Source organism: Citricoccus sp. I39-566, assembly GCF_031432995.1.
Lineage (GTDB): Bacteria > Actinomycetota > Actinomycetes > Actinomycetales > Micrococcaceae > Citricoccus > Citricoccus nitrophenolicus_A.
The window spans coordinates 2,445,107-2,456,374 of the sequence record NZ_CP133842.1 but is presented as its reverse complement, the minus strand read 5'-3'; the positions used below and the strand labels follow the sequence as shown (position 1 = coordinate 2,456,374).

At 67.5% G+C, this 11,268-nt stretch carries 11 protein-coding genes; 2 read left to right on the top strand and 9 right to left on the bottom strand.

Annotation, left to right across the window (positions count from 1 at the left end; genetic code table 11):
- Positions 1-213 precede the first annotated feature (213 nt).
- From RE421_RS11250 to RE421_RS11210, 9 genes are all read right to left on the bottom strand, one after another.
- The gene (locus tag RE421_RS11250) at positions 214-726 is read right to left on the bottom strand and encodes a hypothetical protein (protein ID WP_309809754.1); all 513 of its coding nucleotides are present in this window, start codon (positions 724-726) and stop codon (positions 214-216) included.
- A 597-nt stretch (positions 727-1,323) separates the two neighbouring features.
- The gene (locus RE421_RS11245) at positions 1,324-1,950 is read right to left on the bottom strand and encodes a vitamin K epoxide reductase family protein (RefSeq protein WP_309809752.1); all 627 of its coding nucleotides are present in this window, start codon (positions 1,948-1,950) and stop codon (positions 1,324-1,326) included.
- Positions 1,951-2,185: 235 nt separating this feature from the next.
- Positions 2,186-2,512, bottom strand: coding sequence for a metal-sensitive transcriptional regulator (locus RE421_RS11240; protein WP_309809750.1), 327 nt, complete (start codon positions 2,510-2,512; stop codon positions 2,186-2,188).
- Positions 2,513-2,544: 32 nt separating this feature from the next.
- Complete coding sequence (locus RE421_RS11235) at positions 2,545-4,866, bottom strand: heavy metal translocating P-type ATPase (protein ID WP_309809749.1); 2,322 nt, start codon at positions 4,864-4,866, stop codon at positions 2,545-2,547.
- A gap of 63 nt (positions 4,867-4,929) precedes the next feature.
- On the bottom strand, positions 4,930-5,127 hold the full coding sequence (locus tag RE421_RS11230; RefSeq protein WP_309809747.1) for a hypothetical protein: 198 nt from the start codon (positions 5,125-5,127) through the stop codon (positions 4,930-4,932).
- On the bottom strand, positions 5,124-5,336 hold the full coding sequence (locus RE421_RS11225) for a heavy-metal-associated domain-containing protein (protein ID WP_309809745.1): 213 nt from the start codon (positions 5,334-5,336) through the stop codon (positions 5,124-5,126). Before RE421_RS11225 ends, RE421_RS11230 begins: the two co-directional genes overlap by 4 nt.
- Positions 5,337-5,693: 357 nt before the next feature.
- Positions 5,694-6,710, bottom strand: coding sequence for a DUF418 domain-containing protein (locus RE421_RS11220; protein ID WP_309809743.1), 1,017 nt, complete (start codon positions 6,708-6,710; stop codon positions 5,694-5,696).
- 191 nt (positions 6,711-6,901) lie between these two features.
- Positions 6,902-8,617, bottom strand: coding sequence for a gamma-glutamyltransferase (locus tag RE421_RS11215; protein WP_309809741.1), 1,716 nt, complete (start codon positions 8,615-8,617; stop codon positions 6,902-6,904).
- Positions 8,618-8,994: 377 nt separating this feature from the next.
- Positions 8,995-9,696 carry a C40 family peptidase gene (locus tag RE421_RS11210; protein ID WP_309809738.1) on the bottom strand — a complete coding sequence of 234 codons (702 nt, stop codon included), beginning with the start codon at positions 9,694-9,696 and terminating at the stop codon, positions 8,995-8,997.
- Between the two features lie 382 nt (positions 9,697-10,078).
- Here RE421_RS11210 and RE421_RS11205 point away from each other — a divergent pair, with 382 nt between their 5' ends.
- Together RE421_RS11205 and RE421_RS11200 are read left to right on the top strand one after the other, a co-directional pair.
- Positions 10,079-10,489 (top strand): four-helix bundle copper-binding protein, encoded by a 411-nt coding sequence (locus RE421_RS11205; RefSeq protein ID WP_309809736.1) that lies wholly within the window; start codon positions 10,079-10,081, stop codon positions 10,487-10,489.
- 115 nt (positions 10,490-10,604) lie between these two features.
- A complete protein-coding gene (locus RE421_RS11200; RefSeq protein ID WP_309809735.1) occupies positions 10,605-11,210 on the top strand; it encodes a DUF305 domain-containing protein in 606 nt (201 codons plus the stop codon).
- Positions 11,211-11,268: the final 58 nt, after the last annotated feature.

The window sequence follows — 11,268 nt, the reverse complement described above, 5'->3', positions numbered from 1 at the left end:
GACCGTCAACGCATGAGATGGTGGGGCCAGGACCGATTGGCCGTTTAGGCTCGTGGGCATGGGACGGAGGTCGCTGGAACACCCTCCCGAATGGGTGATGATGGCGGATCAGGGCATCCGCACAAACGTCATCGCTCGCATGCAGGCCTGGGCGGCTGCCCAACGCCAGCCCGGGGACTCACGACGCCGTCGCCTGCCCGAGCAGTGCGGCCTTCAGGTCTTGACCAACAGGATCCGAGTGCCGTCGGCTCTACAGCCCGGCGGCATGAAGACGCCTTTGCCGCCCACCTCGCCCAGGACCACCTCGGGGCCTTTGAACCGGACCTGGGCTCCCACATGCCCGGCCATGACCGGCCCGTCGTTGCGGTCGGCCTCACCGGCCACAACGTACACCGTGCCCCGATCGGACACGGAACTGCCCACCGGGACGGCCACCACCCGGGTCCCACCGCCGGCGGCGGGGGAATACCGCAGGGCCAGGCACCCGCCCTCGTGCACGACCAGCGTCCCCTCACGGGGCGCGCCGACCCGGCCGGCCCGAGGATCGAAGACACCCACCGCGAACTGCTCGCCGTGCCCCAGGACCGGCTCCGGGGGCAGCCCCTGGCCGGGCCCAGCGCAGCCGGCGACCAGCACGGCCAGTCCAGTAGCGGCCAACAGGGCGCAGACCCGGCGGACCGCCCTCCCCCGACGCAGCCCGCCAGGACGGCGGGCGCGACCGGCCATACCGCCGACCGGCTGCTTGCGGAGGCCGCCACGGGTGCGCGAAAGCCACGCCCTCATCCCGATGCCCCCTCAGGCTGCGTGTTCCACGTCACAGGACCTCATTCTAGATCCGCGGTCGCCCGCGGGGGCCGTCCGTGTCACCGAGGATCATAGTCAAGGCCCACGTGCACCGATGCCCCGGCAGGGGGTCGCCGCCCTGTAACACGGCGTCAGCGGTGGCCTGCAGTAGGCCGAGGCGAGAGGACCGTCCTTCGGTGGGTCGAAACCCTCCGCCTCCTGCGACCCGGGGCCTCAGCGCCGTCCCCGGCGCCGAGTGCGTCCACCTTAGCCTCCGGGACACGACTACCGGTGGACACGGCGGCCGCAATCCACGATCCGGCAAGGTACCTCCAGCCCGGGTGCGCGTCGTCCCTCCACGGTGGGGGCCACCTGCCCAGGGTCAAGTCATGACTGTGGGCGCATGCCGGCCAGGGTGAGGGAAACCAGTAGCTGCACGGCGGCCTCGGAGGTCAGGCGCTCGGCCGCGGCGAGGGCGTGGAGACAGAAGACCGCCAGTTCTTCAGCTGGTACGTCCTCGCGACGGGGAAGTGCTTCGATTTAGAAGAAAGCGTTCGAGAAGCGCAGCATGATCGAGGCCAGCACGCCCACGTAGAGCAGGACGATGATCGGCCAGGACCACTCCGCGGCGAACTTCTTAACACCGGCAGACGCGGGGATCACGCCGTGCTGGAGGTTCCGGGACGTCAGCAGGACGAACAGGGGGATCATGCCGGCCCAGACGATCATGCAGTACAGGCAGAGGATGTTGATCTCGTAGACGGCTTGGCTCCACAACCAGACGATGAAGACGAAGCCGGCCAGGACTCCGAGGTTCATGCCGATCCAGAACCAGCGGGCGAACCGCGCCCGGGCGAACAGGGCCATGGCGATGGTGATGACGATCGGGAACGCCACCATGCCGATGAACTGGTTGGGGAAGTTGAACAGCTGGGACTGCCACGTCTTCATGACCTCGCCGCAGGACACCCAGGGATTGAGATCGCAACTGGTGATGTGGTTCGGATCGTTCCACAGCATCACCCGTTCCATGACCAGCATGAGGGTGCCGTACAGGCCCAGCAGGGCGGTGACCAGCAGCATCCAGGCCGTGCCGAGGGGCCGGGCGTACCAGCTCAGGGGGCGAGTTGTCTCAGTGCCGGAGGCAACATCTGCGGGAGAATTCACGGTTCCATAGTAGGTCGTTGGCCCGCACCCCTCGGTGTCAGTCATCCGCGTCAGTCCCAATGTCGTTGTGGGCCCCTCTCTAACAGCACACTCCCGTAGGCACCGCGAGTTTCTCGAAGGGATACACCCTCCCGACAGGGCCCCAATGGCGACTTCGTCGTGGACCACCTTGTTGCGATCGCGAGGGGCCCGTCCGCTAAACGGTGGGCATGACTCTGAGGTGCTGGCGGTCGGGTCAGGAGCGGACGAGACGCGCGATGGCGTCCGAGGCTTCTTTCATCTTGGCTTCGGCTTCGTCTCCGCCGATCTGTGCGGCATCCACGACGCAGTGCTTCATGTGGTCGTCCAGCAGTCCCAATGCGACCCCGCGCAGGGCGGACGTGAGAGCAGAGACCTGCGTGAGGATGTCGATGCAGTACTTCTCTTCCTCGACCATGCGGTGGATGCCGCGGGCCTGTCCTTCGATGCGCCTAAGACGGGCCAGGTACCGGTCCTTGTCGGAGATGTATCCGTGGTGCCCGGCATGGTGCGCGGCTTCGGTCGCTTCGGCGGGGGTGGTCATGGTGGTCTCCACTCGGTCAGGCGTCAGACGTTTCAGGTGGTTAGGGTGTGAGCCGGCAGGGATTCCGGCGCTGGACTGGCGGCCTGCACGGTAGTGCCTGCCTTGCTCGTGAAACCACGTAGCCGGAGGCTGTTGCCGACCACGAAGACGGACGAGAAGGCCATGGCCGCCCCGGCGAGCATCGGGTTCAGCAGGCCCAGAGCGGCCAGCGGAATCGCAGCGGTGTTGTAGGCGAACGCCCAGAACAGGTTGGTCTTGATCGTACCCAGGGTTTTGCGGGACAACCTGATCGCGTCCGCAGCGGCACGCAGGTCCCCGCGGACCAGGGTGATATCCGCTGCCTCGATGGCCGCATCGGTACCGGTGCCCATGGCCAGGCCCAAATCCGCTTGGGCCAGGGCCGCGGCGTCGTTGACGCCGTCACCGACCATGGCCACGACCTGCCCCCGCTCCTGCAGTTTGGTGATGATGCGGACCTTGTCCTGGGGCATCACCTCGGCCAGAACTTCCTCGATGCCCACCTGGGCGGCGACCTGTTCGGCCACGGCACGGTTGTCACCGGTCAGCAGGACCGGCCTCAGACCCAGGCTGCGGAAGAGGGCGATCGCCTCGGCACTGGTGGCCTTGAGGGCATCGGCCACCACCAGCACACCGCGGACCTGCCCGTCCCAGGCCACGACGACGGCCGTCTGACCGGTGTACTCGGCTTGGGCCTTCGTGTCGGCCAGGTCCGCCGGCATGGTCAAGGACCAGTCGGCCAGCATGGTCTCGCGGCCGACGATGACCAGGTGTCCGTCGACCACGCCCTGCACGCCGCGACCTTCGTGGTTGGCAAAGGCCTCGGGAACCGGCAGGGCTCCCACGCGTTCGGTGGCGCCGCGGGCGATGGCCTGGGCGATCGGGTGCTCGGAGGCGTCCTCCACGGCACCGGCCAGACGTAGCAGTTCGTCCTCGTTGGTCCCGATGGCGGGGTGGACACCCTGCAGGGTCATCGTGCCGGTGGTGACGGTGCCGGTCTTGTCCAGCACGATCGTGTCGACATTGCGGGTGGACTCCAGCACCTCCGGACCCTTGAGGAGGATGCCCATCTGGGCGCCTCGGCCGGTGCCGACCAGCAGGGCGGTGGGGGTGGCCAGGCCCAGGGCGCAGGGGCAGGCGATGATCAGCACGGCGACGGCGGCGGTGAACGCGGCGGCGGCCGGGAACCCGGCGCCGAGCCAGGCGGCCAGGGTGGCCACGGCGATGGCGATCACGATGGGCACGAACACCCCGGATATCCGATCGGCCAGCCGCTGGACCTCGGCCTTGCCGGTCTGGGCGTCCTCCACCAGCCGGGCCATCTGCGCCAACTGCGTGTCGGAGCCGATGCGGGTGGCGCGGACCACGAGCCGGCCGCCGGTGTTGACGGTCGCCCCGGTGACCGGGTCGCCCTCGGCGACCTCGACGGGCACGGACTCACCGGTGAGCATCGAGGCGTCCACGGCACTGCGTCCGGTGGTCACGACGCCGTCGGTGGCGACCTTCTCCCCGGGACGCACCACGAACTCGTCGCCCACGGCTAGTTGGTCGGTGGGGATGCGGGTCTCGGCCCCGTTGCGCAGCACGGCCACGTCCTTGGCGCCCAGGTCCAGCAGGGCGCGCAGCGCGGCCCCGGCCTGGCGCTTGGAGCGCTTCTCGAAGTAGCGGCCGGCCAGGATGAACAGCAGCACCCCAGCGGCGACCTCGAGGTAGATGTTCGAGGCTCCATCGGTGGGGGCCACGCTCAGCTCGAAGGGGTGCGTCATCCCCGGGGTCCCTGCGGTGCCGAGGAACAGGGCGTACAGCGACCACAAAAACGCCGCGATGGTGCCCATCGAGATCAACGTGTCCATGGTGGCGGTGCCCTGGCGCAAGTTCATCCAGGCGGCCTTGTGGAACGGCCAGCCGGCCCAGACGATCACCGGTCCGGCCAGCGCCAAGGACAACCACTGCCAGTACTCGAACTGCAGGGCCGGGATCATCGACATGGCGATGACCGGGATGCCCAGCACCGCGGCGCCGATCAGCCGGTGCCGCAGGGACACCAGTTCGGCGTCGGGGCGGTCGTTTTCCCCTTCTTGGTCCTGCCGGCCGGTGCCGGGCAGTGTGGCGGCGTAGCCGGCCTTCTGAACCTCGGCGACCAGGGACTGGGGGTCGTAGCCAGCCGGGGCGCTGATCCGGGCTTTCTCGGTGGCATAGTTCACCGTTGCGGTGACGCCCTCGAGCTTGTTGAGCTTGCGCTCAATCCGGTTCGCGCACGAGGCACAGGTCATCCCGCCGATCGCCAGTTCGACGTCGGTACTGCCCGCCTCAGGCGCGACCAGGGGTGCAGACATGGGGTTCATCCTTCTTCCGGTGTCGCCGGGGGTCCAGCCACACTCATTGGTCATTGGCCGGGGTCAGAGGTCGTCGTCCGTGTCGGCTGGCTCAGGCGATTCGGCGGGGGCGGGGTGCTGGTCCATCCGCAGCTCCTCAGCCTGCTGTATCCAGGCTGAGACCGTTTCGTCCGGCACTAGGGCTCCGCCGGCCGCGAAGGAACCAGCGAAGACCACCGCCAGCCCCGCAGCGTAGGCCCCCAGCCGTCCGGCGGCATTCACGCCGACCGCACCGCCTGGTAGCCAGCCTCCTGCACCGCAGAGATGACCGCGGTTTCATCGACGGGTTCGGCGCCGGTGACCACGAGCGTCCCGTCCTGGTGGCTCACCTCGACCGACTCAACGCCGGGGATCTCCTCAACCTCTTCGCGCACCGACATCTCGCAATGCCCGCAGGTCATTCCGGTCACCTGAAATTCAGTGGTGTTCATGATCTCTTCCGATTGGACTTCATACCCCAGGGGGGTACCTGCACGGTCCTGTTTATACCGGCAGGGGGTATCCTTGTCAAGCGCCATCGGGAAAGAAAATGGACCAAGCTGGAATCGTCATCCGGTTCGCGATCGGCAGCGTGGGTGCCGTTGGCACCCACGCACAAAAGTGTCGAGCGTGGATTGCCAGCACGCACGCCATTGACCTCAGGAAGAAGGTAAAATGACTTGTGCTTGGCGGCCGCGTTCGTCCATGGAGTGATCAGGCTTCAGTCGGATCCGGTTCATGCCGATTACACAGCGCAGTGCTGGGTACGGGAGATCGTGAGCACGCATATCGGCAGTTGACGGTGCTTGTTACCCGTTCCGTTCGGATGTGGTTTTCCGCGGCGGCAGGCGCAACAGTATCTCCAACGGGCCGGTCTGGAACCGTCGGGTCCAGAGCCAGGAGAAGGCGACCGCCGCGGTGCACAGGACCGCCGTGACCAGGATCCCTTCGGCCAGGGAGCCCGGGCCTGGGCGGACGATGACGGCCAGGGCCAGTAGGTGTCCCACGTAGACGGTCAGGGACAGCCGGCCGGTGGCCGCCAACACGGACAGGTGCCGGGACGCGAACCTTTCCCCCATTAGGCACAGGCCCAGCACGAACAGCGCGGCACCGGAACTGGAGACCAGCCACAACGGCATCTGGGAATGGGCGGTTGCCGAGACGAGCCGGTCTAGCCCCACGGTCCGGCCCGGCGCGCCCAGGACCAGGATGAGGAGCTGCGAGAGCAGGTACGCGCCCACGGCTGCCACCGCACCCCACAACACCAGCCGTCGGTGCAGGGCCGGGTTCCTCAGGTCGAGCCGTCCGAGCAGCATCCCTATCAGGAAGGGGGCCGCCCACACCACCAGCGGGTAGGACCCCGTGAAGAGGATGCCGCCCAGGATCTCAGCGGGTGGGTCCAGCAGGGTCGGCTCCGTGACCTGGAACGCGTCAGATCCCCTCCGCACTGCCAGCCAGACCAGCGGGCCGAGGACCAGGGATGCGCCGGACAGGGCGGCCAGCAACCAGCCGGGTGCCTTCAGCAATGGCAGACAGGCGATGAACAGGAGCCCATACAGGGGCAGGATCACACTCGCCTCGTGTCCGGCCAGTTGCAGGGCCAGTCCGCCGACCAGCAGCAGCGCCGCCCGCCACAGGAGGATACGCCACGGCATGGACGCACCGCTGGGAGCGCGCACGGACCGGGTCATGATGGATGTCCCCACCCCGGCCAAGAGCATGAACAGCAGGGAGGCCCGCCCCAGGGGGAGGTCGTACAGCGTGCCCAGGATGCCGTCGACGCCCCGGGGGCCCACGTTGACGGCGATCATCCCGATGATTGCCATCGACCGGGCGACGTCCAGACCGACCAGTCGTCCACCTTGCCCTCTGCCGTCGGACTTTCCGTCGCCGGCGCGTCCCACGCTGGATCCGTGGGCGTCACGCCCCGGTTGACCGGTGCCTCCGTCGGACGGACGCGGGATCCGCCGTTCACCGTCGGGCTGGTCGAAGGAAGAAGGGACTGTGCCCATGGCTGTCATCCGGTTCCCGTCGGGGAGTCGGCGTCGGCGATAGCCACGTCCGCTTCCCGGCGGTTGTCCCGCGCACCGGTAATCTGACCGGTCTCGTAGTTGATCTCCAAGGCCTGCACGGAACCGAAGATCGCCTGGTCACGTTCGGTGCGCTGCAGTTCCCAGTCCCGTGCCGCGATCAGTTCGGCCAGCTGTGCCGAGGGTTCCTCCTCTACGGCCAGTACGCCGTCCTGCAGGTGGAATCGGGGTGCGTCCACGGCCTCCTGCAGCGTGGCGTCCTGCAGGCCCCACGCCACCAGCACGCCGGTGAGGATGTTCGGGATCTGGTGTCCTCCCGGGCTGCCCAGTCCGAGTACCGGCCTGCCCTGATCGTCGAGCACCACGCTCGGGGCCGACCAGCTCACGGACTTGCGCCCCGGCTCCGGCTGGTTGGCCTCTGACTCCTCCGTGGCGAACCGGGAGAGCTGATTGTTGAGGAAGAACCCGCCCACGTACTCCGACTCGCTGCCGCCCCAGAAGCTCGTGAGCGTGTTGGTCATCGACACCGTGAAACCGTCCTGGTCCACCACGGTCAGGTGCGTCGTGTTCCCTGCCGTCACGGGCTGACCGGTGGCCTGCACCAATGCGTCCCCGGCCCCGGGCACGGCGCCCTCGCGGGCGTCCGGCCCCGTGGAGGCGCTGGCGTCGGCTCCGCCGGCCAGCAGATTCACCTGCTCGGCGATCCGGGCGTTGGCTTCGGGATCCGTGAGCCGATCGACGGGAACGTCCACGAAGTCCGGGTCGCCGATCAGGTGTTTCACCGAACCCTCGGCCGCGATCCATGCCTCGGACAGCCGGTCTACGTATCCGGGACTGCCAGGCTCGTGGCCGTCGATGCCCAGGGCCTCGGCGAGCTGCAACTGCTGGACCAGGGCCGCACCGGGCAGCGGCGGGGCGGCCGAGAGGACCTCGTAGTCCCCGACGGCACCGGCGACCGGCACGACCTGCTCCGACTCATAGGCGGCCAGGGAATCGGCATCCAGGCCGTCGACCCTGGTCAGCTCCTGGGCCAGACTGCCGGTATAGAAGGACTCCGGTCCCTCCTGGGCCAAGGTGGTCATGGTCTGGGCCAGATCCCTCTGGACCAGCTGGTCGCCGGCGGCCAACGGCTCACCGGAAGCGTCTTGATAATGGTTGAGCCCCTCAAGGGAGGCGGGGCCGAAGTCGGAACGCAACCGAAGAGACAAGAACTCCGAGACCGGGAAGCCATCGCCCGCCAAGGCAATCGCTGGCTCCAGTATCTCCGGCCAGTCCAGCTCGCCGTGCTCGGCGTGGAGCTCGGCCAGTCCCGCCACGAAACCGGGGACACCCGTGCCGGAGTCCGGGATCCTGCCGTCCTGGGCCACCACTTCGCGGTAGTCGTAGCTGACCGGTTCGTGGCCGGGGCCGGCCAGGATCGCCGAGCCCCCGCCGCCGATCCCGGAGGCATAGGGCTCCACCACGGCCACGGCGAAAGCCGTGGCCACAGCGGCGTCGGCGGCATTGCCCCCTTGGGCCAGGATGTCCATCCCGGCCTCGACGGCCTCCGGGTGGGCCGCGGCCACGGCGTGCTGCTGGAGTTGCTGCCCCGGCTCGGGTTCCATCGTCGGGCTGGTGGCGGCGGCCGACGAGGGCGCGTCGGGCGTGCGAGAGGCGGAAGCGCCGGAGCCGGTGCCGTCTGCTTCCCCGGCGGGGTTCGGCACGGGGGACGGCGCGCTGCACGATGTCAGTAGCAGTGCTGCGGCCAAGGCAGAAGCGGCCCTGAAGGCGATGCTTTTCATGAGGTCTTTCGCGACGACGGGGACTGGGATTATAACGTTTGAGTCACGAATGATTCTTGCCCACGTGCGATCCCAGATAAGTTCGCCGCGCCGGCGGAGGCACCGCCGACGCGGGAGCACGTGTCGCACAAGCGGACTCTTCTCGCTCAGCACCCGTGTGGACCGCGGCCGGGACGACCTTCACAAGGGTCCCGCCTAACCGCTACGTCTAATCCGAGCCCACCAACTAGAAGAGATGCAGTCAAGCACCGATCGGCCCTGCAGGCCTTCACCTTGCGAGCAGGCTGAATGCGTGCCGTTCAGTAGCGGGCAGCGGTGCCCATCATATTCCAGGGGCTGTAGTCGACATCCGTCACGGCCACCCCCATCTGCGGGTTGCGGGCGTGGGCGATTTTGCCGTCGCCGATGTACATGGCCACGTGGTAGATCCCGGAGGCCGAGCCGTTGCTAGACCAGAAGACCAGGTCGCCGACCTGCAGGTTGTCGAGGGAGACGTATTGGCTAGCGGCCGCATACTGGGCCTTGGAGTTCCGAGGCAGCTCAATGCCGGCCTGCGCGAACGCGTTCTGAGTGAAGCCGGAGCAGTCGTAGCCGGTCGGACCATTACCACCCCAGACGTAACCGACGCCCGGATCGGCAGCCTTGGCCGTAGCCCACTGCACGGCCGCCCCCCAACCAGTGCTACTGGAGGAAGCAGTGGAGTAAGAGGCCCGCTGGATGTCCTGGGCCGGCTCACTGCTGGTCGCGGACGAGTGCGTGTGAACCCTGGAAGAGCGGGACGTCTCGGCTGCGGTACCGCCCTCCCACGTCCAGGAATTAGCAGTGGAGCCGCTGGGCGCGGCGTAGGCGCCCTCGTTGGCTGCGGCCGGGCCCATGCCGGCCACCGTGGCTCCCACCACGGTGGTCAGGCCAACCGCACCCATGGTGAGGGAACGGCGGTACTGGGAACGGCGGGCCTGGGCTTCAGCCTCGATGCGGGCACGGCGGGTGGGGTAGGACATGGGTTACCTCGGTAGACATTGGCGTACATGTTCTGGACTTTTCCCACGGCCTCGTAATTCGGCGTCGAGCAAGCTGTCACTTAGCCGAAATGGTCCGTGACCAGAACGTTATGCAACAATACGGATTCGTTATCTGGTCGCAACTTGCCGGAGTGCCAAGTTCCGAGCCGATGCAGGGTTGAGCCGGGACCGGAAAGGCCGTCATTTCGGGCCTAGCCGCCCGCTCGAACGGCCCGGGCGGAGCCCGTAGCCGGCTGGGATCTTCACGGAATCTTCAAAGTTGAGCCCTTTATCCGGGCCGGGCGGGGGTCTACGGTCGGTTGCATGGCGGGCCGGTTCCGGCCGGTTCGTCTTCCGAACCGCACCGATGAAGGAGTAAGCCATGACCCATCACGTGAGCTCGATGCTGGAGACCTACCCGAAGGACCTGGGGGACATCGACCGGCAGAAGCTGGCCGAGTGCATCGAGGCCTGTTTCGAGTGCGCTCAGACCTGTACGGCCTGCGCGGACGCGTGCCTGGCCGAGGACATGGTTTCGGAGTTGACCCAGTGCATCCGCTTCAATTTGGATTGCGCCGACATCTGCGCGGCCACCGGCCGTGTGTTGTCCCGCCAGACCGGCAACAACGTCGAGACCACCCGTGCCCTGCTGGAGGCCTGCCGGACCGCCTGCAAGACGTGCGGGGACGAGTGCGCCTCCCACGCTGAAATGCACGAGCACTGCAAAATCTGCGCTGAGGCTTGCCGGCGCTGCGAGCGGGCCTGCGCCGAGTTGCTCGCCTCCCTGGGCTGAGCGCAGTCCAGACCCATGCCGGAATGCCGGTCAGGGCCAGCAGTCGTGGAACACGTGCTGCTGGCCCTGACTAGCCCGGCGGTACAAGAGCATCCCCGCAGAAGGAGAACTCGACGTGTCAAAGACAGAACACAGCAGTGACCAGGGTGGTGATCGCGGCGGTGGTCACCACGACCCCGGCCGCTCCCTGAAGATGTACCTGCGGTTCGCCGCGATGATCCTGACCGGCATGGTGGTCATGTATTGGACGATGTTCGCCGGTTCCTGGGAGTGGGGACACGTCCGCTGGAGCGAGAGCAGGCTGTTCATGGCCTTGACCATGGGCGGGGCGATGGGCCTGGTGATGCTGGCCTGGATGCTCAACATGTACCGGAACCCGAAGGCGAACATTGCTGTAGTGCTCGTGAGCGCGGTGCTTCTGGGCGGCGGCATCTTCCTGGACCGCAGCCAGGCGACCGTCAACGACAGCGATTTCATGCGCGCCATGATTCCGCACCACTCGCTGGCCATCACGAGGTCCGAGCGGGCCGGTATCGAGGACGTCAGGGTGTGTCAGCTGGCCGTGGAAATCAGCGAGGCCCAGCGGCGGGAAATCTTCGAGATGGACTGGCTGATCCAGGACATCCAGGACAACGGGATCGCCACGACCCCCGAACAGGCCCAAGCACGGTCCGTGCCTGACTACGAGGAACCGGCCGAACGCCAGTGCCCCACCGACTGACGGATCCCAGGGCGAACCCCAGCAATGTCGTGATCCCGCGTCGGTTGGAGGTCCAACC

What these genes read in the sequence shown, in the direction of transcription:
- RE421_RS11250 (WP_309809754.1), bottom strand. Translation starts at nt 726, where the DNA reads ATGGCCGGTCGCGCCCGCCGTCCTGGCGGGCTGCGTCGGGGGAGGGCG.
- RE421_RS11225 (WP_309809745.1), bottom strand. Translation starts at nt 5,336, where the DNA reads ATGAACACCACTGAATTTCAGGTGACCGGAATGACCTGCGGGCATTGC.
- RE421_RS11235 (WP_309809749.1), bottom strand. Translation starts at nt 4,866, where the DNA reads ATGTCTGCACCCCTGGTCGCGCCTGAGGCGGGCAGTACCGACGTCGAA.
- RE421_RS11240 (WP_309809750.1), bottom strand. Translation starts at nt 2,512, where the DNA reads ATGACCACCCCCGCCGAAGCGACCGAAGCCGCGCACCATGCCGGGCAC.
- RE421_RS11210 (WP_309809738.1), bottom strand. Translation starts at nt 9,696, where the DNA reads ATGTCCTACCCCACCCGCCGTGCCCGCATCGAGGCTGAAGCCCAGGCC.
- RE421_RS11220 (WP_309809743.1), bottom strand. Translation starts at nt 6,710, where the DNA reads ATGGCAATCATCGGGATGATCGCCGTCAACGTGGGCCCCCGGGGCGTC.
- RE421_RS11205 (WP_309809736.1), top strand. Translation starts at nt 10,079, where the DNA reads ATGACCCATCACGTGAGCTCGATGCTGGAGACCTACCCGAAGGACCTG.